Annotated in this window: 20 protein-coding genes; 18 read left to right on the forward strand and 2 right to left on the reverse strand. The window is 48.3% G+C overall.

Going from position 1 to position 20065, the window contains the following annotated elements; all coding sequences use genetic code 11:
• Positions 1 to 86 precede the first annotated feature (86 nt).
• The 14 genes from HRI97_RS00825 (at position 87) to gatB (ending at position 15900) form a co-directional block, all read left to right on the forward strand.
• Entirely contained in the window at positions 87 to 491 is a 405-nt protein-coding gene (locus HRI97_RS00825) for a hypothetical protein (RefSeq protein ID WP_253726053.1), read from the forward strand.
• 112 nt (positions 492 to 603) lie between these two features.
• Entirely contained in the window at positions 604 to 1647 is a 1044-nt protein-coding gene (locus HRI97_RS00830) for a 2-keto-3-deoxygluconate permease (protein WP_180487566.1), read from the forward strand.
• Between the two features lie 59 nt (positions 1648 to 1706).
• Complete coding sequence (gene larA, locus HRI97_RS00835) at positions 1707 to 2978, forward strand: nickel-dependent lactate racemase (RefSeq protein ID WP_253726054.1); 1272 nt, start codon at positions 1707 to 1709, stop codon at positions 2976 to 2978.
• A gap of 37 nt (positions 2979 to 3015) precedes the next feature.
• A complete protein-coding gene (locus tag HRI97_RS00840) occupies positions 3016 to 3921 on the forward strand; it encodes an NUDIX domain-containing protein (RefSeq protein ID WP_253726056.1) in 906 nt (301 codons plus the stop codon).
• 165 nt (positions 3922 to 4086) lie between these two features.
• On the forward strand, positions 4087 to 4947 hold the full coding sequence (locus HRI97_RS00845) for a flagellin N-terminal helical domain-containing protein (RefSeq protein ID WP_180487569.1): 861 nt from the start codon (positions 4087 to 4089) through the stop codon (positions 4945 to 4947).
• Between the two features lie 259 nt (positions 4948 to 5206).
• Complete coding sequence (locus tag HRI97_RS00850; RefSeq protein WP_021331552.1) at positions 5207 to 5854, forward strand: peroxiredoxin; 648 nt, start codon at positions 5207 to 5209, stop codon at positions 5852 to 5854.
• Positions 5855 to 6539: 685 nt separating this feature from the next.
• Positions 6540 to 7229 carry an aspartate/glutamate racemase family protein gene (locus HRI97_RS00855; protein ID WP_253726057.1) on the forward strand — a complete coding sequence of 230 codons (690 nt, stop codon included), beginning with the start codon at positions 6540 to 6542 and terminating at the stop codon, positions 7227 to 7229.
• 100 nt (positions 7230 to 7329) lie between these two features.
• On the forward strand, positions 7330 to 8634 hold the full coding sequence (gene argJ, locus HRI97_RS00860; protein WP_253726059.1) for a bifunctional glutamate N-acetyltransferase/amino-acid acetyltransferase ArgJ: 1305 nt from the start codon (positions 7330 to 7332) through the stop codon (positions 8632 to 8634).
• An 88-nt stretch (positions 8635 to 8722) separates the two neighbouring features.
• Entirely contained in the window at positions 8723 to 9637 is a 915-nt protein-coding gene (gene argB / locus HRI97_RS00865) for an acetylglutamate kinase (RefSeq protein WP_253727335.1), read from the forward strand.
• Positions 9638 to 10037: 400 nt separating this feature from the next.
• Positions 10038 to 11207 carry an aspartate aminotransferase family protein gene (locus tag HRI97_RS00870; protein WP_253726060.1) on the forward strand — a complete coding sequence of 390 codons (1170 nt, stop codon included), beginning with the start codon at positions 10038 to 10040 and terminating at the stop codon, positions 11205 to 11207.
• Positions 11208 to 11257: 50 nt separating this feature from the next.
• Complete coding sequence (locus HRI97_RS00875; RefSeq protein ID WP_253726062.1) at positions 11258 to 12262, forward strand: hypothetical protein; 1005 nt, start codon at positions 11258 to 11260, stop codon at positions 12260 to 12262.
• Between the two features lie 241 nt (positions 12263 to 12503).
• On the forward strand, positions 12504 to 12812 hold the full coding sequence (gene gatC, locus HRI97_RS00880) for an Asp-tRNA(Asn)/Glu-tRNA(Gln) amidotransferase subunit GatC (protein WP_253726063.1): 309 nt from the start codon (positions 12504 to 12506) through the stop codon (positions 12810 to 12812).
• Positions 12813 to 12820: 8 nt separating this feature from the next.
• On the forward strand, positions 12821 to 14314 hold the full coding sequence (gatA, locus tag HRI97_RS00885; RefSeq protein WP_436411267.1) for an Asp-tRNA(Asn)/Glu-tRNA(Gln) amidotransferase subunit GatA: 1494 nt from the start codon (positions 12821 to 12823) through the stop codon (positions 14312 to 14314).
• 56 nt (positions 14315 to 14370) lie between these two features.
• The gene (gatB, locus tag HRI97_RS00890; protein WP_253726066.1) at positions 14371 to 15900 is read left to right on the forward strand and encodes an Asp-tRNA(Asn)/Glu-tRNA(Gln) amidotransferase subunit GatB; all 1530 of its coding nucleotides are present in this window, start codon (positions 14371 to 14373) and stop codon (positions 15898 to 15900) included.
• A 56-nt stretch (positions 15901 to 15956) separates the two neighbouring features.
• Here the strand turns inward: gatB and HRI97_RS00895 are convergent, their stop codons facing one another.
• Positions 15957 to 16205: a helix-turn-helix domain-containing protein gene (locus HRI97_RS00895; RefSeq protein WP_021330471.1), complete on the reverse strand. Its 249-nt coding sequence runs from the start codon at positions 16203 to 16205 to the stop codon at positions 15957 to 15959.
• A 109-nt stretch (positions 16206 to 16314) separates the two neighbouring features.
• Between HRI97_RS00895 and HRI97_RS00900 the strand changes: the two genes are divergently transcribed.
• Genes HRI97_RS00900 through HRI97_RS00910 form a run of 3 tightly spaced genes read left to right on the forward strand, consistent with a single transcriptional unit; the run spans position 16315 to position 17770 of the window.
• The gene (locus HRI97_RS00900; RefSeq protein WP_021330488.1) at positions 16315 to 16638 is read left to right on the forward strand and encodes a hypothetical protein; all 324 of its coding nucleotides are present in this window, start codon (positions 16315 to 16317) and stop codon (positions 16636 to 16638) included.
• Between the two features lie 18 nt (positions 16639 to 16656).
• Positions 16657 to 17493: a hypothetical protein gene (locus tag HRI97_RS00905; protein WP_253726068.1), complete on the forward strand. Its 837-nt coding sequence runs from the start codon at positions 16657 to 16659 to the stop codon at positions 17491 to 17493.
• Between the two features lie 19 nt (positions 17494 to 17512).
• Complete coding sequence (locus HRI97_RS00910) at positions 17513 to 17770, forward strand: hypothetical protein (protein ID WP_253726070.1); 258 nt, start codon at positions 17513 to 17515, stop codon at positions 17768 to 17770.
• 210 nt (positions 17771 to 17980) lie between these two features.
• Here the strand turns inward: HRI97_RS00910 and HRI97_RS00915 are convergent, their stop codons facing one another.
• Positions 17981 to 19150 carry an ISAs1 family transposase gene (locus tag HRI97_RS00915; RefSeq protein ID WP_253725261.1) on the reverse strand — a complete coding sequence of 390 codons (1170 nt, stop codon included), beginning with the start codon at positions 19148 to 19150 and terminating at the stop codon, positions 17981 to 17983.
• Positions 19151 to 19264: 114 nt separating this feature from the next.
• Between HRI97_RS00915 and HRI97_RS00920 the strand changes: the two genes are divergently transcribed.
• On the forward strand, positions 19265 to 20062 hold the full coding sequence (locus HRI97_RS00920) for a hypothetical protein (RefSeq protein WP_253726071.1): 798 nt from the start codon (positions 19265 to 19267) through the stop codon (positions 20060 to 20062).
• The last annotated feature ends 3 nt before the right edge of the window (positions 20063 to 20065 follow it).

Genomic DNA, 20065 nt, shown 5'->3' on the forward strand with positions numbered 1-20065 from the left:
ACGGCAAGATGCGCATCGCATTCGCATTCGAATCGCATCAGGGTACGCTGCGTGTACGTATGGCGAAAACGTGCTATACTTTCCGTATGCTTGATTATATTTTGATCGGCGGTGCGGTCGTTATCATTGTCTTTGCGCTGCGGTATTTTATTAAATTGACGAAACGCGATAAATATACGGCGAGAGGCACGCGGCAAAAAGCTCCTTCGTTTGCGAATTGTCCGCTTTGCGCTTCGCCGTTATATAAAGAAGATCTGTATTCGCGCGTTTTTCGGCCGATGACGGTAAGCGATCAACGCTGTATCATACTCGGCTGTCCGCATTGTTATCCGAAACCCGAGCCGGGTGTAAGACGGATATGTCCCGTATGCCATAAAGAAGTTCCGCCTGAGGGTCACCTCGTCGCCCGTCTTTTCAATAAAACGAAGGACGGTAAAAAGCACGTCATCGTTACCGGCTGTTCGGTGTGCTGCAAATATGAACCGTCGTGAGAGTGCAGGGCGATCCGGCGCGTTCCGTGTGTGCGATACGAGATTTTATTTTCCTTGACAGCGTTTAAATTCGGGGTTTATAATTATATATTACTTTATCGCGGAGGAAATTATGAAACTCGGGCAAGTTAAAATCCTTGATACCATTAACAAAATCCCCGGCGGATTGATGGTCGTTCCGTTGATTCTCGGAGTGACCGTTAACACGCTCTTTCCGGATTTTTTGAAGATCGGAAGCTTTACGACGGCGCTTTTCAAAAACGGCGGCAACTGTCTTATTGCAGTGCTGTTCCTTTGTTCGGGTGCGCAAATTCAATTCCGCAGCGCGGGACAGGCATTGTATAAAGGCGTCGTCATCAATACGAGTAAAGTGTTGTTCGGCGTATCTATCGGTGTTATCCTCGCGCGAATCGGCGGTCCCGGTGCCGTTATGCTCGGTATGACGCCGCTCGGCCTTATCGGCTGTATGTCGAATTCAAACGGAGGCTTGTACACCGCGCTCGCTACGAAATACGGCGACAAAACCGATGTCGGTGCCATCGCGGTCATCTCTTCGAACGACGGTCCGTTTTATGAAATGCTGTTTATGGGACTCGGCGGCGTCGCGACGATTCCGGCGAAAGCTTTGTTTGCATGTATTTTCCCGATCATCGTCGGCATGATACTCGGAAACCTCGACGATAAAATGCGCGATTTTTTAAAGCCCGGTATGCTCATATCGATTTTCCTCTTCGCTTTTCCGCTCGGCGCCGGTATGAGTTTTAAAACCTTTATCACGGCCGGTATTCCGGGTATCCTTATCGGTCTGCTTACCGTCTTGTGGACGGGTATTCCGACGTATTTTATCTACAAATTGCTTATCCGCAAAAAGAACCGGCGAAGCTGCGCGGTAGGAGCCGCGGTCGGTACGGCTGCGGGAAATTCCGTCGGAACACCTGCCGCCATCGCCGCCGTCGATCCGACGTGGGAACCCTATGCCGCCGCGGCTACGGCACAATGCGCCGCTGCGGTTATCGTCACGGCTATCGTTACACCGCTCGTCGTCAACGCGCTGTATAAGTACGAAGAAAAACACGGCCTTATCAATTACGATGTGCCGCTCGCTTCCGAAGATGCGGCGCTTGAAAAAGAAGTAAAGCGCGAGCCGAAAATTTAAATAATGTAAGCCGTACCGAAAGCCGTCACCGTGCGGCTTTTGTTTTTATGGGGGTATATATGAATCTGTCGTTTCCTTACGGAAAAGAATTTTTAAAAATCGATATTCCCGACGAACGCTTAAAGGGTGTCATCGTTTCGAACCTTCATCACTATACGGCAAAAAATACGCCGGAAGCGCTCGTCGCCCGTGCGCTTGAAAATCCCGTCGGTACGAAAAAACTTTCGGAACTCGCCGAAGGGAAAAACAATATCGTGCTCATCGCAAGCGACCATACGCGCCCCGTTCCGAGCAAAACAATCGTTCCGCCGATGCTTGCCGAAATCCGAAAGGGAAACCCGAACGCCGACATTACGATCCTCATTTCGACCGGCTGTCACCGGCTTTCGACAAAAGGAGAACTCATCGATAAATTCGGCGAAGAAATCGTCAAAAACGAAAAAATCGTCGTTCACGACTGCGACAATTCTCCGCTCGTAAAGGTCGGAACGCTGCCGAGCGGCGGCGAGTGCATTATCAATAAGCTTGCTGTCGATGCCGATCTGCTCGTTGCGGAAGGCTTTATCGAACCGCATTTTTTTGCGGGTTTTTCGGGCGGGCGCAAAAGTATTCTTCCCGGAGTTGCGAGTCGTACGACGGTGCTTGCCAATCACTGTTCCGAATTCATCGCCGACGTGCATTCGCGTACCGGCATCCTCGAAGGAAATCCGATTCACAAAGATATGGTGTGGGCGGCGCACGCGGCGAAACTCGCGTTCATCGTCAACGTCGTCATCAACGAAAAAAAAGAAGCGATCTATGCGGTTGCAGGCGATGTGGAAGCCGCACATAAAAAAGGCTGCGATTTCCTTTCGTCGCTGTGCAAAGTCGCGGCTCTGCCGGCGGACATCGTCATATCGACGAACGGCGGCTATCCTCTCGATCAAAATATTTACCAAGCGGTAAAAGGCATGACGGCGGCGGAAGCGACGGTCAAAAAAGGCGGCGTTATCATTATGCTTGCGAAGTCGAACGACGGTCACGGAGGCGAAGGATTTTATCACCAGATGGCCGACGAGCCGGATATTCAAAAGACGCTCGATCTTTTTATGAGCCGCGGCAGAAACGAAACGAAGCCCGATCAATGGCAGACGCAGATTTTTATCCGCATTTTACAAAAGGCGCGCGTGATTTACGTTTCGGATGCTCCCGATGAAACGGTACGTGCTCTGCACATGATCCCCGCGCACAGTCTCGAAGAAGCGATGAAAGAAGCCGAAAAACTTTGCGGCGATCCGAATGCGACGATAACCGCGATTCCCGACGGCGTGTCGGTCATGGTTATCGAGTGAGATAAAGCGGCCCCGTATTTTTCCGCTTTTATTATTTATGGAAAAAATCATACAAAAAATAATCGAAAATTATTTATTTTTACTTGCGGCCTTCGCCCTTGTTTATTTTAATCAAAAAAGAGTCGGGTTCGTGTCCGTAAAAAAACGGAGAGCGGTGTTTATCATGCTTATGCTTGCCGTATTTTATTTGGCGTTTTTGCTTTTGATTCAGCGAATGCATTGGAATCCGTATTTTGCGATTCCGGGTTTTATCGCGGTTGTTTTTACGGGATTTTTGCTCCGCCGTCATACGTGGCCTTTTAAAAGCCGTTGTCAAAAATGCGGAAAAAGGTTAACGATTACACAGATGCTCACAAACGATGAAAATATCTGCGGCGCGTGTTTTGTTGCAGAACATCCGGAACTTGCGCCGAAAACGGAAGCGGATATTCAAAAAGAATTCGACGACGAATGGACTGCGTGGAAACCCGACGAATGCGTCGTGCTGTGCTTTATCGTAAACGAGCGGAATCAGGTACTGCTCATCGAACGGAAGTATATCGAAAAAGGATCGGGCAAAGTGTCGGGGGCGATGAGTCGTTTAGAAGCGAAAGAAAATCCCCTCGACGCGTGCAAACGGTGTGCGCTCGAAGAGACGGGACTTGCTATCGAAGAAGTGCGCTGTCACGGAAGATTGAATTTTGCACTTCCCGGCCGCGACTTGCGCTGCTATGTGTTTGTCGCCGACGAGTTTGCCGGTACGATCAAAGAAACCGACAAAAATCTGCCGTATTGGATAAACATCAAAAAATTGCCGTTCGGTAAAATGTCCGTCGACTGCCGTGTATGGCTCCCGATCGCCCTCGACCGCGGTTATTTCGATTATTACGGTACGTGCAACGAAAAAGGCTATGTCGTCAAAGATACGCTTCGTAAACAGCTTCCGGAAGACCCTTTCGCTTGATAGGCAGGTATCGATTGCCGCCGTGCGGCAGCTTTTTAATCCCTCAAAAAAATTTAAAAAAAAGCTAATGTCTTTTTGCCGAATTCCGATGATTAGTATGTAAGGTGATAAAACCAAAACAAGCCGAGTACGGTTTGTCTGATACCAAAGCTGAAGGAGATTACTATGGTTATCAATCACAATATGAGCGCTATGTTTGCAACTCGCGCTGAGGGACTCACGGAGGTTTCCCAACAGAAAGACATGGAAAAGCTGTCCTCCGGTATGAGAATAAACCGTGCAGGAGACGATGCTTCCGGTCTCGCCGTTTCGGAAAAAATGCGCAGCCAGATCCGCGGTTTGAATCAGGCGTCGACGAACGCTCAGAACGGCATTTCGTTCATTCAGACGACGGAAGGTTATCTGCAGGAAACGACCGACATCATCCAGCGCATCCGTGAACTGGCTGTTCAGTCTTCCAACGGTATTTACAGCGCGGAAGACCGCATGCAGATCCAAGTCGAAGTTTCTTCACTCATCGCGGAAGTCGACCGCATCGCGAGCGCGGCGCAGTTCAACGGCATGAACATGCTCACCGGACGCTTTGCCCGCCCGACTGGAGAAAACACCGTTACCGGTTCGATGTGGTTCCACATCGGTGCGAACATGGATCAGCGCACGCAAGTCTATATCGGCACGATGTCGGCAATGGCGCTCGGTTTGCGCAATGTCGGCGACGAAACGATTATGACGCTCGAAACGCCGGATGAAGCGAACCGCGCAATCGGTACGCTCGACGAAGCGATTAAAAAGATCAACAAACAGCGCGCCGACCTCGGTGCATATCAAAACCGTCTCGAAAAGACGATCGTCGGTCTTGATATCGGCGCGGAAAACCTCCAGGCATCCGAGAGCCGCATCCGCGACGCCAACATGGCAAAAGAAACGGTTAATTTCACGAGAGACAACGTTCTCTCACAGGCTGGCACGGCTATGATCGCACAAGCGAACCAATCTAGCCAAAATGTGCTGAGCTTACTTCGGTGAAATTGTCGTAAACGGCAGAAGCCGATAAACACGGCTGCTCCGAACGTTCCGAAATCGAACGCGGCGGAGCGGCTTTTTTATTTTTAAATCGGTGCGGTGAATTATACTCTATCCGCTCATTCGAAAGCATACGGCAAATATCAACCCTGCGCAATTTTCCTCCCCCTCTTGACAAAACTCAATTTATAGCCTATATTTCATTTATGTAATTATTACAATTATATAATTACTTTAATTTATCATAATTTTAGGAGATTTTATGGAACAAACGACAATGCACATGCCCCTCTTGGGCGACGATTTTCCCGAATTGAGCGTAACGACGACGCTCGGCAAAATGAATATTCCCGGCGATTTGAAAGGCAGCTGGTTTGTGCTGTTCAGCCACCCCGCCGATTTTACGCCGGTCTGCACGACCGAATTTGCCGCGTTTCAAAAGCTCGTTCCCGAGTTTGAAAAGCTCGGCGTCAAATTGATCGGCCTTTCAATCGATCAGCTGCAAAGCCATTTGAAATGGATCGAATGGATCAAAGAAAAACTCGGAATCGAAATCACCTTCCCCGTCATCGCGGCGAACGATACGGTTGCGAATAAACTCGGACTTCTGCATCCCGGAAAAGGCACGAACACCGTGCGTGCGGTCTTTATCGGCGATCCCAACGGCAAAGTGCGCCTCGTCCTCTATTATCCGCAGGAAGTCGGCCGCAATATGAAAGAAGTTTTGCGCGCCGTCAAAGTGCTCCAGATTTCCGATGCGAACGGCGTCGCGATGCCCGCCGATTGGCCTGAAAACGGTTTGATCGGCGACAGCGTCATCATTCCGCCGCCGGGAAGCAAAGCCGAAGCCGATAAGCGCCTTTCCGAATACGACGGTTACGACTTTTGGTTTTGCCACAAAAAACTTTAATAAAAATTGTATATAAAAAACGCTATGTAAAAATTAAGGCGCCGCTTACCGAAAGGTGTGCCGGCGCTTTTTTTATTCGTGCGGAGGGTTTAATGATAAATACATTCTTTTTTCGGACGGCGCGTATCGGAAGAACCCGCCTTCCGCACTTCGGTAACCCTCATCCGCGCTCGCGCGCGGACGCTTCGCGGTGCTCCACGCGGGCGTAGGCGGATCGCGTACAATAAACATATTTTTTAGGTCGAATGTCGAGTTTTGAAAGTATGCGTGAATAAAGCTATGCTTTCGGCGAGAACTTCGTTCGCTGCGCTCACTACCGAGTTTGCTCTGCAAACTCGCCGTGTATGCCGCGGTCGCGCTTTTAGAGCAGGCTTCCGCAAGTACGCTTTCCGGCATTCTTCGCCGGTACTCGTTTTTACGTACTCTGTCGTAAAACTTGTCGATGGACATGTGCTCGTTATCGTGATATTTTATTCGTGCGGAGGGTTTAATACCCCGACGCCGCTTGAAGCTTCGCTGCGAGGCTGCGTCGTAACAAAGGGTATTAAAGCCGACTGCAACCACCTTATGAGAACAACATACCCCGACGCTTGCGTCGGGGGTGTTGATTATACGGTTTCCATAAGAGTGCCGTATTGTTTAGTCGGGCACACATTCTATTAATAAAATCGCTGCGGGAGATACAATGAAAACGATCGGATTATTGGGCGGGATGAGTTGGGAAAGTACGGTAACGTATTACCGCATAATCAACGAAGCCGTCAAAGAAAAGCTCGGAGGACTTCATTCGGCAAAAATCGTCATGTACAGCGTCGACTTTGCGGAAATCGAAGCGTGTCAGGCAAACGGGGATTGGGAAAAAAGCGCCGAAATACTTGCCGAAGCAGCTGCGTCGCTTGAAAAAGCGGGTGCGGATTTTATCGTCATCTGTACCAATACGATGCACAAAACGGTTCCCGCGATTCAAGCGCGTATTTCCGTTCCGATTTTGCATATCGCCGACGCGACGGCGGAAGAGCTGATTCGAAACGGAATAAAACGTGTCGGCCTTCTCGGCACGAAATACACCCTTACGCAGGATTTTTATAAAGACCGCATCGCGGCAAAAGGCTTGGACGTGCTTGTTCCCGAGCCGGTGCAAATCGAGCTGGTCAATGCGGTCATCTACGATGAACTGTGTCTCGGCATCGTTTCCGAAAAATCGAAAAAAGAGTATCTCCGTATCATAGCCGATTTGAAATCGCGCGGAGCCGAAGCCGTTATCCTCGGCTGCACCGAAATAGGCTTGCTTATTTCGCAGGAAGATTCGGATATTCCCGTTTTCGATACCGCGAAAATTCACGCGCAGCTTGCGGCGGAAAAGGCCGTTCTTTAAATACCGTGCGTTTTTATTCGTTAGGGGATAACCGGTGCTTGCTCTAATCGCTGCACGGTGCTATACTGATTGTATATTTATGTACTTGGAGTGTATAAATATGCAATCAAATCAACCGAACGATATGCGCTTTGTCGACGGCGGAGTGACCGCTCCGCAGGGCTTTACGGCAAACGGCGTTTTGTGCGGTATAAAAGCGAGCCGCAAAACTCCCGATACGGCGCTTATCTTTTCCGAAACGCGCTGCACTGCCGCCGCCGTTTTTACGCAAAACCGCGTGCAGGCCGAATGCGTAAAATTAACAAAAGAACATATCGCTTCGGGATTTTCGCAGGCGGTGATCGCAAACAGCGGAAACGCGAATGCGTGCACGGGCGATCAGGGTGCGAAAGCCGCACGGCGCATGGCTTCAGCCGCCGCAAATGCGCTCGGCATAGAGTCTCGCGACGTGATCGTGTGTTCGACCGGCGTTATCGGCAGGCAGCTTCCCGTCGAAAAAATCGAAGCGAAAATCGATGAGCTGAAAAACGGTCTTTCGAAAAAAAATCACGAAAAGGCGCGCGAAGCGATTATGACGACCGACACGCAGTATAAAGAATGTGCCGTACAATTTACACTCGGCGGAAAAACGGTGACGATCGGCGCCATGTGTAAAGGCAGCGGCATGATTCATATCAATATGGGAACGATGCTCGGCTTTATCACGACCGACTGCGCCGTCTCTCAAGCGATGCTTCATAAAGCGCTTTTCGAAAGCGCGAACGCGACGTATAATTGCGTGTCCGTCGACGGAGACACGAGTACGAACGACACGCTTGCGATTTTGGCAAACGGTATGGCGGGCAACGCTCCGATCGAACGGGAGGGCGGCGATTACGACATATTTTATTCGGCGCTCACCGCATTGAACACGGTTATGGCAAAAAAGATTGCAGCCGACGGCGAAGGGGCGAGCCGGCTCATCGAATGCACGGTTACGGGTGCCAAAGATGTCGATACGGCGCGCACGCTTGCAAAGAGCGTGATTTCATCGAATCTCGTAAAAGCCGCGATGTTCGGGCGCGATGCGAATTGGGGGCGGGTTTTGTGCGCGCTCGGCTATTCGGGCGCGGAATTTACGGCGGAAAAAACGTCGGTATATTTTTCGAGTGCGCCCGGCGCAAAATCCTCGTCGGATCCGCGCGAATGCGATGCGGCGGGCGGCGAAGCGGGGGGCAGCCGAAAGATCGCCGTATTTGAAAACGGCGTTCCCTTAAACTTCGACGAAGCGCTCGCAAAAAAAATACTCGGCGAAAAAGAAGTCGAAATCCTCGTCAAACTGCAGGACGGAAAAGCCGAAGGCCGCGCGTGGGGATGCGACTTAACTTACGATTATGTTAAAATAAACGGTGATTATCGGACATGAGCGAAAATGCGCGGTACAGTTCAAACGCCGCAAACGAAAGCGCGGTGCACCCGACGGTGCGTACATGCACGGCGAAAGAGAGGAAGCTATGACGACCGATTCGGCAGATGAACGACAGTACGGTGAAAATCGCGAGCGCCCGCTCGACAATGCGCACTGGGCGGACGTGCTCGTACAGGCTATGCCGTATTTTAAAAAGTGGGTCGGCAAAGTCGTCGTCGTAAAGTACGGTGGCAACGCGATGCTCAACGACGAACTGAAAGCGGCGGTTATGAAAGACCTTGTGCTGCTCAATACGATCGGCGTACACGTCGTACTCGTACACGGCGGCGGTCCCGAAATCAACAAAATGCTCGATCGCGTCGGAAAAGAAAGTAAATTTGTCGACGGCTTGCGCTGTACCGATGCCGACACGATGGAAATCGTCGAAATGGTTCTGTCCGGAAAACTCAATAAAGAGATCGTCGGTATGCTGCTGCGCGAAGGCGGTAAAGCCGTCGGTTTGAGCGGCGTTGACGGCGGTTTGATCCGCGCAAAAAAAATCAACAACGATAAAATAGATTACGGCTATACGGGCGAAGTGACGGAAGTACGTCCCGACATCGTCGCATCCCTTTTGTCTCAAGGATTTATCCCCGTCATTTCGACCGTCGCAGTCGGAGAAGACGGAGATACGAATCGATACAATATCAACGCCGATACCGCCGCCGCCAAAATCGCCGTCGCGCTGCATGCGGAAAAATTCGTGCAGCTCACGAACGTGCCCGGCATTTTGCGCGACACGAACGACGCAGCCTCTCTCATAGCCCGCATATCGAGGGCGGAAGCCGAATCGCTCGTAAATGACGGCACTGTCGCCGGCGGCATGATTCCGAAAGTCGAATGCTGCATAACGGCGCTCGCGGGAGGAGTCGAGCGGACGCACATTATCGACGGACGGGTGCCGCATTCGCTCCTCATTGAAATGTTCAGCGACCGTGGTATCGGCACTATGATTTATTAGGTTGAATGGAGAGTTTTGAAAATATTTAACTGAATGAAGCGATGCTTACGGCGAAAATGACCGACGTACAATCTTTGCAGCTATATGCGAACGCGGCTTTCGCAGCGGGTACCCCCGTTAAAAAAGCATAACCGTTCCGTATGTAGACACCGCGAGTTTGCGACGCAAACTCGTCAGTGAGGCGAAGCCGAACGTCGCTTCCGTAAGCCTAACGCTCGAAACGGCACGCGGTTGGAACCTCGCCGTAAGCATAATTTTGTTTATTTTCCAAACTTGCCATTCAATTGGTGAGCGAAACTATTGGAAAAGGGACTGTCTCAAAACTCAGTTGTTTTTTAGACAGTCCTGTGAGTTTTGGCAAACTCAAAATTATTTTAATTAATAAATTGAGGGGCGGATCATGGAGAAAAAAATCGTTAATAATTACGGAAGCTTCGATGTCGTTTTTGTAAAAGGCGAAGGGGCGGTTCTCTTCGACGCGGAAGGAAAGCGGTATATCGACTTTATCGCAGGCATCGGCGTAAACGCGCTCGGGCATAACTACGCGCCGCTCGTCGAAGCCGTGCAAAAACAGGCTGCGCGTGAAATCCATATTTCGAATTATTATCTGTCGGATGCGGGTGTCGCATTTGCGGACGAACTGCTTTCGGCGACGGGATTTTCCGGAGGTTTTTTCGGCAACAGCGGCGCGGAAGCGAACGAAGCTGCGATCAAACTTGCGCGGAAATACGGCTATATGAACGGCGGGGAGAAGCGCCGCACGATCTATACGCTCGAACAATCGTTTCACGGCAGAACGCTTGCGACGCTTACTGCGACGGGACAGGAAAAATTTCATCCGCCGTATTTTGCTCCCTATGTCGCCGATTTTAAAACGATCAAAGCGAACGATTGGAGCGTACTCGAAACGGCGTTCGACGATACGACAGCCGCGCTGCTCATAGAATGTGTGCAGGGCGAAGGCGGCGTAAACCTCGTCGATGCCGAATGGGCGTGTGCGGTATCCGACGCCGCGCGCAAAGCGGGAGCGATCGTTATGGCCGACGAAGTGCAAACCGGCATGGGAAGATGCGGTACGCTTTTGGCAAGCGAACGGCTCGGCTTTTGTCCCGACGTCGTCACGCTTGCAAAGGGAATCGCAGGCGGCATTCCGATGGGAGCCTGTCTTTTCCGCGGTAAAGCCGACAAAGTGTTTTCCGCAGGCGACCATCAATCGACCTTTGCGGGAAATCCGCTTGCGTGCAGCGCAGGACGTGTCGTGCTCAAAACGCTTTCCGCTCCCGGATTTTTGGACGACGTAAATCGAAAGGGCGATTATATCAGAAACAGTATTTCCGGCTGGAAGATCCCGATAGTCACCGACGTGCGCGGACTCGGTCTCATGATCGGTACGGAAATCGCGGGAACAATAAAACCATTCGATGTGGACAAGCGTTGCCTTGAAAAAGGATTGTGCGTATCGACGGCGGGTGCAAACGTGATCCGCTTTTTGCCGCCGCTTACGATCACGGACGAAGAGATGGTCGCAGGGCTTGCAATATTCCGAAGCGTGCTCGAAGAGTATATATAATGAAAGGTGAAGCGATAATTATCAAAAAAATGAGATGAGTGAACGGCAATATGGGAGAGAATAAAATCGATGTTAATGAACTGAAGAACAAAGAAAAGCGGATAATCTATAAACATTTATGGGCAAATCAAAATTTTGATTTTAATATTATTAAAAAAGGTGTATCAGATCCCTCTTATGAATTTGAATTTGCAGATAAGGATTCCGCGTCTTTTGTGAGCGAATCCTTGGCGAATAATTTCGGTATCGAAAAAGAAAAATATTTGTTTATAGAAAAATTCGGAATGTCATGTTCCGGAACCGGCGGAGAATTAAAGAAGATCACAACATTGCATTCATCCTCTTTGTGTGCATTGTTATTCTTTTTCAATGTAGATACTATGCCTTTGAAAATACGGGGGGTGGAAAGCTGCGAATTTACACAGTCGTTTTTTGAATTCAAAAATAAAGTAATAAGATATCCTTCAAATATCGATGTTGTTCTTTTAGGAAAAAATAAGAAAACGAATAAAAAGGTGATTCTGTTTCTTGAATCCAAATTTTCGGAATATATAACGGGAATAAATAAAAAAGACACCGAATATAAAATCGGAAAAGCATATCTTAAGGAAGGCTGTTTCAGTAAGCCTATCTATGATGAATTAAATTCGCGAGGATGCTTACAGTATAACGAAAAAAACGGGAGCTTTACGGCTTCAAAGCCTAAATACATTGAAGGTTTAAAACAGATTGTTTCTCATTATTATGGAATTAGGAATTTTCTCATATCCGATTATTACGAAAAAGATAACCGGAACTTGGATGCCGTAAGAAAATACGGTGCCGAAGAATTTATTTTAGGCGAAATAGTATTTGATAATTTTGGAAAAGAATTGGCAGATGCGTTAAAGTCTTATGAAGAAGATTATGAACAATTGGCTGAAATAATTAATAATCAATGTAAAAAAGATAAAATCGGTAACTTTAGAATTCTCACCGAATTGTTAAAATACTCTGACTTAAAAGATTATATCTCTGAATTTCCGAAAATTAAAAACTTCTATTTTGGAAAGTAGATAAGTTTGTGTTTCGACGCGATTAGTGAAAGACAGTAATGTTTGAAGCTCGGAACAGATTTTTAAAATACTTTGAATTGTATTTTTCACTCGGATTATTCGCTGTTTCACTCAAAATAAGAAGTCTTTCATAACAGTATTTACGATAAACAACGCGTCCTCTTTGTCCGAAAAAAGAGTTTCTCCTATTGCACAATCCTATTGTTGTCCATTTTCACAAAATCCGCTAAAATAATCCATCATGACTGCACATACGACGATCGATGAAGATACGCTCGAAAAGCTGCTGTATCTTTCCCGGCTTTCGCCCGAAAGCACCAATTTAACGATATTAAAAAAACAGGTCGATGAAATCATCGGCTATTTCGAACTCTTGTCGAAATACGACGACAGCGAAAATCCTTACGATGCGTATCCGTCGACGGAGGCGGATAAACTGCGCAAAGACGAAGTTGTGCCGGGTTTGGCTATGAGCGACGTAAAAAAGATTTCGAAAGATTTTATGGACGGCTATTTTCAAGTGCCGAAAGTATTGGGCGAGGGCGCGTGATGAATTGTATGATACGTGATATGCGCGCGGCGCTGAAAGAAGGCTCGGTGACGAGTGCGGACATTATTAAAAAATCGGCGGCGGATTTCGAAGCGGATAAAAAATCGGCTTCTCCTCTCAATGCCTTTCTTGAAATATACGAAGATGCGCTTACAAAAGCCGAAGCGGCGGACGCGGAAATCGCGAGTGCGCGCAGTTCGGGTACGCTCGATGCGCTCTTTTCAGAAAAGCCGCTTTTGGGTTTGCCGTTTGCGAACAAAGACAATATTTCGGCGAAGGGCAAGCGCTTAACCTGCGCGAGTAAAATCCTCGAAGGCTATGTCGCTCCCTACGATGCGACGGTGATCGCGCGCCTCGAAAAAGCGGGCGCCGTTCCGCTCGGTCGCTGCAATCAGGACGAATTTGCGATGGGCTCTTCGACCGAGTATTCGATCTACGGGGCGACGAGAAATCCCGTAAACCGCGACTATGTTTCAGGCGGTTCGTCGGGCGGTTCGACCGCCGCCGTCGCCGCGAATCAGGCGGTTTTCGGGCTCGGTACCGAAACGGGCGGCTCGGTGCGCTTGCCGGCGAGTTATTGCGGCGTGTACGGTTTAAAGCCGACATACGGCGTTTTGAGCAGATGGGGTGTCGTCGCATACGGCAGCTCTCTCGATCAAGTCGGCATCCTCGCACACACGCCGTCGGATATTGCCGAAGCGCTTTACGCGATGTGCGGCGCCGATATGTACGACGATACGAGCGCGGATTTGCCTGAAAAAGAAAAATTATTAAATCTCAAACCCTGCGGAGACGCGCCGTTTTCGTCTTTGAAGATAGCACTCATCCGCCAATTCCTCGAAAACAAGGGACTCGATACGGATGTCGGAAAAGTCTTCGACGAAACGCGCAAGTGGTTTGAAAGCAGGGGCGCGAAAATCGAAGTCGTCGATATGCCGGTCATGGATGCCTCCGTCGCAAGTTATTACGTACTCGCGCTTGCCGAAGCCGCGTCGAATTTGAGCCGATTCGACGGCATCCGTTACGGCCGCCGCGTCGATACGGGAGAAGGCTACGATGAGCTGTACGTGCATACGAGAAGCGAAGGCTTCGGGGCGGAAGTAAAGCGCAGGATCGTCATCGGCAATTACGTTTTATCCGAGCAGTTTTCGGGCGACACCTATAAAAAAGGCATGACGGTGCGCGCTCGTATTCAGCGTGAAATGGCGGCACTCTTTAAAACGTACGATGCGGTACTCTGCCCCGTTTGTCCGACACCGGCGTTTAAACTCGGTCAAAAAGTGGACGATCCGCTCGAAATGTATTTGAGCGATCTCTTCGTCAACTTCGTAAACCTCGCGCGTATCACCTCTCTTTCGGTACCGGCCGGTATTACAAAAGAGGGTCTGCCCGTCGGCATTCAATTCGTCGGACCGATGTTCGGCGAAGCGAAGATACTTGAGCTAGCCGAGGCGTGGGAAGCCGATCATCCCGGCTGCGGCGTACCGCTCGGTACCAAGTGAAATTATTAATTAATTATATCGGCAGATCGCCCGACTGCGGTTTTTAGGAATGATGTATGGCAATCGATAAATACGAAATCGTAATAGGCTGCGAAATACATACGCAGCTTTTAACAAAGACAAAAGCGTTTTGTGCGTGCGAAAACCGCTACGGCGGTATGCCCGATACGCGCGTGTGTCCCGTGTGTCTCGGACTTCCCGGTGCGATGCCGCGCGTAAGCGAAGGCTACGTCGAACTCGGCGCCGTTGCGGGGCAGGCGCTCAACTGCCGCATCGCGCGCTTTACGAAATTCGACCGCAAGCATTATTTTTATCCCGATTTGGCAAAGGGCTACCAGATTACGCAGTACGATATTCCGCTGTGCGCCGACGGGTACGTCGATTTGCCTTTTATCCATTATCCGGAAGACGAACGCCCCGGCGGAGCGAAGTGCCGTACGGTGAATTTCAAAGGCGAAAACTGCATCGTCGACAACCGATACCGCCGCGTGCGGATCGAGCGCATTCACCTCGAAGAAGACGTCGGAAAATCGCTGCACCTCGAAGGTGCGCATTCGTATATCGACTATAACCGCTGCGGTACTCCGCTCATCGAAATCGTAACGAAGCCCGATATGACAAGTCCCGAAGAAGCGGCTCTCTTTATGCAGACTGTGCAGGAGATCCTCCGCTACGTCAAAGTGACAAAGGGAAATCTCGAAGAAGGCAATATGCGCTGCGACGCGAATATCAATTTGAACGTGTGGGAAAACGGCACGCTGTATCACACGCCCATTTCCGAAATCAAAAACCTGAATTCGTTCCGCGCGATAAAAGACGCATGTACCTATGAAGCAAAACGCCAGCTCAAAGAATTCGAAACCGATCGGCAGCCCTTTAATGCGGGTTTTAAAGTGACGATGGGCTGGGACGAAGCGAAAGGCGAAACGGTCGTTCAGCGCACGAAGAATTCATTCGTCGATTACCGCTTTGTCGTCGAGCCGGACATCAAACCCTTCAGCGTCAGCGAAGCGCTTATCGCGCGGGCAAAAGAAGCGGTCGGCGAGCTGCCCGAAACGAAGCGCGTGCGTTTTATGAAAGAATACTCTCTTTCTTCGTTCGATGCGGAAACGCTGACTGCGACGCGCGAGCTTGCGCTGTGGTTCGAAGAAGCCGCAAAAAAATCGAAGAGCCCGAAGCGTGCCGCAAATCTCATCCTCACCGAACTGCTCGCAGTTTTAAACGAAAAGCAGGAAACGATCGATTCCGTTTCGATTACGCCGCTGCACATCGCGGAACTTGCAGACGCCCTCGAATCCGATACTATCACGAGCAAGCAGGGAAAGGTCGTTTTCGAAAAGATGCTTGCAACGAAAAAGCTGCCGTCTGAAATTATAAAAGAAGAAGGCATGGAGCAGGTAAACGATACCGGCGCGATCGAAAAGATCGTCGAAAGCGTGCTTGCCGCAAATCCGCAGGCCGTCGCCGATTTTAAAAACGGCAAGACGAATGCGCTCGGCTGGCTTATGGGGCAAGTGATGAAAGAGTCGCACGGAAAAGCGAATCCGAAACAGGCGACCGAAATGCTCAAGGAAAGACTTTCGTAAAAGGCGGGATCAACGCGCAGCGGGATCGGGCGCTGTGCCATACGTTCTTCATCCCTCTATTCGTTTTGCAATAACGTATCAAGCGTTGTATTCAAAACTTTTGAAAAAGCTAGAAGCTCTATATCTGTAACGAACCTTTTTCCGCATTCTATGCGCTGAACGGCGTTTTTGTCGAGGTCGATACCGAAAAGCTGCATTTTATCCGCCAGCGCACGCTGAGAAAGTAACGGATCGGCGGCTTTTCGCAATCGTGAGATATTTTTCCCTGAAATATTGTTTTGATCGCCGTTTCTGTTTTTATACATATTTTTGACATCTACTGCTTGTCAATATCAAAAATATATCTTATAATCATCTTATATATGACATTCACTGGATGTCATATATAGAGTATATGTACAAGGAGGCTGAAAAATGGCAAGCATCATTTTGGGGGTAATCGGGTTATTTTTTGTTTTGTTGGGATTAATTCCGCTGTTGGGAATTATGAATTGGCTGGGAATTCCCTTACTGGTTATAGGATTAGCGTTCGGGATTGCAGGTATTGTGAAAAATAAAAGACGCGGTGCAAATATTGCCGGAACAATAATTTGCGGTATTTTTATGATTATCGGTACGGTCAGACTTATAGTCGGAGCTTCCATGATGACAAATGCCGCAAAAGCTCTGCCGAATACGGTTGAAAAATTGGATAATACAATTGAAAAGCTGAATGATCTTTCAAATTCGTTAAACTAAAACCGTGCAGGAGTTTTTATGAAAAAAATTATTATTCGGATATGTGTTTTTGCAGCATGTATGAGTCTTTTTACCGGCTGTATGTCTACCGGGACAAAAAACGAAGAGATTGTTTATACGGAAATAGACGGTAATCAAGATAATTGTAAAAGTATTGCAACAGAAAAGATAGAAGCCGGTAGTAAATGGTTTAAAATAATAAATGCATCTATTAGCAAATACGGAGATTCCGAATGCTCTGTCAGCGGTATAATAGTTAATGCAACATCGTTTATACAAGACAATCCCGATTTTTTTGAGCGAATTGAATTCGACAAAAAATATACAGTATATATAAAACTGAAAAAAGAAAGGTTTTTCCTGTTTTTCGTAGATACATCGCTTGTATTAGAAAGAATTGAAGGATTAAGAACCGTAGACGAAATAAGAACAGAAAAAGCCGAAAAAGAGGCTGCAGCAGAAAGAGCAGCAGAAGAAAAAAGGATAGCGGAAGAAAAGGCAAGAGCCGAAAAACGGAAAATTCTTAATGAAAAAGCAAGCGTTCTTGCAAAAGGATATGTATATCACGGCATTGATGAAAGCGATAAAAATGCGAAACTTTTTGACGGCGGCGCATTGGAAGCCGGACACGCATATTATATTTCATCATATCTGATTTCTGCGGGTGGTAGTATGGGTGGAGCTATCGTCAGTCTTTTTAGCGATCCTCATTACCGCTATGTAAACTACATAAGTCAAAAAGTAAAAGGTGAAGTGATCAATGCTGAACGTTCAATTTTCGGGGATATAAGCGTTGTAGTAGCCGGAGGAAAAGCACCTATGTATATACCTGTCATTCTCGGAGTAGTAGAATAAATAAAGGAGAAAAGCTCATATGGACATTAAAGATTTTACCGATGAGGTCATTGCTTTTAAAAACAAGTCGATAACCGACGAAGTATTTTTACTTATTCAAAATAACAGAGATTTTATGCAAAAATATTTGCAGTTGGTTGAAGAAAAAGGTCTTGCAGCTGTCAACAGACATATAGGTTCGGCTGTGGTGCATAAATACGGATTATCGGGGGAAGAAGGAAATATCAATAAAGAACCGAAAAGTACGCTTATTTCCTCTCATCAAAAATTTGAATAGCGGTTTGGTGCTGTATAATATTTTTAATCACCATACCCCCGATGAAAACATCGGGGTATATTGTTCTTATAAGGCGATTGAACTCGGTTATGTACTGCACCTCATATCTCACTCTTTTTTGTGACACTGTTTTTGTTTTGTATTAGCATTGATTAGGATGCAAAAACCTCATCATCGGTAAAAAAATCTAAAAACATTTATACACGGAAATCAAGTTTTGCCCAAAAGCGGTAATAATGCTTGAGGATTCATAAGAGCACGGAACATAATACCGTTCAACGGCAGCTTCGATTGTGTCTCCCGCTTGTGTATGCGGATTATGTTAAGCGCACATTTGTGCAGCATATTGAGATTCTGCTGTATGTTCTTACTCTGCACCCTGCATCTGTCCTCGTCAAAATGTACATCCAACAGCCAATGCATCGTTTCTACCGACCATTCCTTTCTTGCATGATGGAGCAGCTCTTCCGCTCGTAACGCTTTGCTTGAAATATAATAATGCCATTCTTCCGTCACGCCTTTGCTCGTCTCAAATCGCGTATGAAGTGCTCCAATGCATTTGAGTTCCGGCCATATTCTGCCGCCCGGCTGCCATGAAACATCTGTACTCGTATACGCACTGCGCCTTTCCTTCCGACCATGTCCCTTTTCCGTTCGCGTGATGCTGTCCATCTTCGCTCTCAGCTTCGTATCCTGAACATACTCCGCGATATCGTTCATAAGTGCTTCCTGATTGCCCTTCGCGCTTAACAAATAATCCGCTTCCGCCCCAATTATCGCTTCGGCAGTCTCTATTTGACAGTTCATTGCGTCTGCAACCACCATACAGCCCTTAATTTCAAGCTCTTTTATCAATTCCGGTACAGCCGGAATCTCATTACTCTTTGATTCGACTGTTCTCTGGGCAAGTGTCAATCCCAATTCTCCGATCTGTGCACTGATGATATGCAAGGGATTGTCGTATTTTTTCATCTTTCCCGTTGAACGGATAGCTTTTCCGTCTATGGCTATCGTCAACGGCTGCTTCTTTTTCTTCTTGCTTTGTTCTTCCTCTTCCGTCTCAAGTTTTGCTGCAAGATCCGGTACAACCGAAGCAACCCATTGTTTCATACACTCATTCAATGATTCCGGACGTATGATTGCAAGCAGGCTTAACAGCCACCAATAGCACGGTATCCGTTTGATCCCGAAGGTTTCTTCCAGAAACTTTCTGACATGTTCGGTTGTTGCCCATTCGTGGATTTTCTTTACGCTTTGCAAATCGCACAGGCTTCCCAAAATCACGATGATAACCGCATCTTGTACGCTGCAAAAATACCCGTCGTATTCCCGTTCCGTCTCAAGCACTGCAAGTGCATCTTCTAATGTTTCCCACCTCATGCTCTTACTTTAGCATTTTATCGACTTTTTAAATAGGGGGCTTGAAAATTGATTTCCGTGACATTTATATGCGTACTGTGGCGCAGCCGCCCTTTTTTCGCTATACTGTCAGCAATGGCATCGATCGATTTTTTGGCATCGGAAATAACAAAGCGCTGCGGCACCGTGCAGCGCGCGCGGGGCTGTTTTTTGTATACGCGGAAAGGCGTGCGTCTCACCGACCTCTATCGGGAAGGAGGGCGGGCGATCCTCGGTTGGAAGGGAGGCGCGGCGCTGAAAATTTTTAAAAATACGCTCGACCGCGGACTTACCGGAAGCTTCGATACGGATTATGAGGGGCGCATCGCGAGGGCGGTGAGTTCGCTTATCGGGGATGAGCGCGTCGCGTACGTGTATACCGACCGTGCTTCCGCGTTGAAAACGGCGTTGGCGTTTTCGGAGAGCAGTACCGCTTTTTGGAAGCCGTGGAATCCGAATATTTCCGACTATCGAAAAATCGACTGTGTTATCGTAACGCCGCCGTTTCCGTGGGCGTGTGCGTTATACTTTGTCGCAGTTCATCCGTCCGTACGTCGAGAGCGTATCGATGCCGGGTTTGTTCCGGCGGCATGCGAGCGCATTCCGGCAGCCCTTGCGGCAGCTGCGGTGAGGGCGATCTACGATTGTATCGCTTCGGTAAATCGCTTCGAAGAAAAAGATTGGTTTATCTACGATACGGTTTTAACAAAATATTGGACGCGCGAAGGGCCCTACCTCTATCCGAAAATCGCGGAAGCGCGCTATGCCGATTTTTTGCTGCACTGCCTTGACTGCGAGGTAGTCGTAAGCTGCGACTATAATGTGCCCTCGATCGTTCCGTTCGGCGCGGACAGGGGCGTATTTACGAAGTTGAAAAATACTCCGTTCGAGTAATTG

This window comes from Treponema socranskii subsp. buccale, assembly GCF_024181585.1.
Taxonomy (GTDB): domain Bacteria; phylum Spirochaetota; class Spirochaetia; order Treponematales; family Treponemataceae; genus Treponema_D; species Treponema_D buccale.

What these genes read in the sequence shown, in the direction of transcription:
- HRI97_RS00920 (WP_253726071.1), top strand. Translation starts at nt 19,265, where the DNA reads ATGGCATCGATCGATTTTTTGGCATCGGAAATAACAAAGCGCTGCGGC.
- HRI97_RS00905 (WP_253726068.1), top strand. Translation starts at nt 16,657, where the DNA reads ATGAAAAAAATTATTATTCGGATATGTGTTTTTGCAGCATGTATGAGT.
- gatA (WP_436411267.1), top strand. Translation starts at nt 12,821, where the DNA reads ATGATACGTGATATGCGCGCGGCGCTGAAAGAAGGCTCGGTGACGAGT.
- HRI97_RS00895 (WP_021330471.1), bottom strand. Translation starts at nt 16,205, where the DNA reads ATGTATAAAAACAGAAACGGCGATCAAAACAATATTTCAGGGAAAAAT.
- larA (WP_253726054.1), top strand. Translation starts at nt 1,707, where the DNA reads ATGAATCTGTCGTTTCCTTACGGAAAAGAATTTTTAAAAATCGATATT.
- HRI97_RS00825 (WP_253726053.1), top strand. Translation starts at nt 87, where the DNA reads ATGCTTGATTATATTTTGATCGGCGGTGCGGTCGTTATCATTGTCTTT.
- HRI97_RS00845 (WP_180487569.1), top strand. Translation starts at nt 4,087, where the DNA reads ATGGTTATCAATCACAATATGAGCGCTATGTTTGCAACTCGCGCTGAG.
- HRI97_RS00840 (WP_253726056.1), top strand. Translation starts at nt 3,016, where the DNA reads ATGGAAAAAATCATACAAAAAATAATCGAAAATTATTTATTTTTACTT.
- argJ (WP_253726059.1), top strand. Translation starts at nt 7,330, where the DNA reads ATGCAATCAAATCAACCGAACGATATGCGCTTTGTCGACGGCGGAGTG.
- gatC (WP_253726063.1), top strand. Translation starts at nt 12,504, where the DNA reads ATGACTGCACATACGACGATCGATGAAGATACGCTCGAAAAGCTGCTG.
- HRI97_RS00855 (WP_253726057.1), top strand. Translation starts at nt 6,540, where the DNA reads ATGAAAACGATCGGATTATTGGGCGGGATGAGTTGGGAAAGTACGGTA.
- HRI97_RS00910 (WP_253726070.1), top strand. Translation starts at nt 17,513, where the DNA reads ATGGACATTAAAGATTTTACCGATGAGGTCATTGCTTTTAAAAACAAG.
- gatB (WP_253726066.1), top strand. Translation starts at nt 14,371, where the DNA reads ATGGCAATCGATAAATACGAAATCGTAATAGGCTGCGAAATACATACG.
- HRI97_RS00915 (WP_253725261.1), bottom strand. Translation starts at nt 19,150, where the DNA reads ATGAGGTGGGAAACATTAGAAGATGCACTTGCAGTGCTTGAGACGGAA.
- argB (WP_253727335.1), top strand. Translation starts at nt 8,723, where the DNA reads ATGACGACCGATTCGGCAGATGAACGACAGTACGGTGAAAATCGCGAG.
- HRI97_RS00830 (WP_180487566.1), top strand. Translation starts at nt 604, where the DNA reads ATGAAACTCGGGCAAGTTAAAATCCTTGATACCATTAACAAAATCCCC.
- HRI97_RS00875 (WP_253726062.1), top strand. Translation starts at nt 11,258, where the DNA reads ATGGGAGAGAATAAAATCGATGTTAATGAACTGAAGAACAAAGAAAAG.
- HRI97_RS00850 (WP_021331552.1), top strand. Translation starts at nt 5,207, where the DNA reads ATGGAACAAACGACAATGCACATGCCCCTCTTGGGCGACGATTTTCCC.
- HRI97_RS00870 (WP_253726060.1), top strand. Translation starts at nt 10,038, where the DNA reads ATGGAGAAAAAAATCGTTAATAATTACGGAAGCTTCGATGTCGTTTTT.
- HRI97_RS00900 (WP_021330488.1), top strand. Translation starts at nt 16,315, where the DNA reads ATGGCAAGCATCATTTTGGGGGTAATCGGGTTATTTTTTGTTTTGTTG.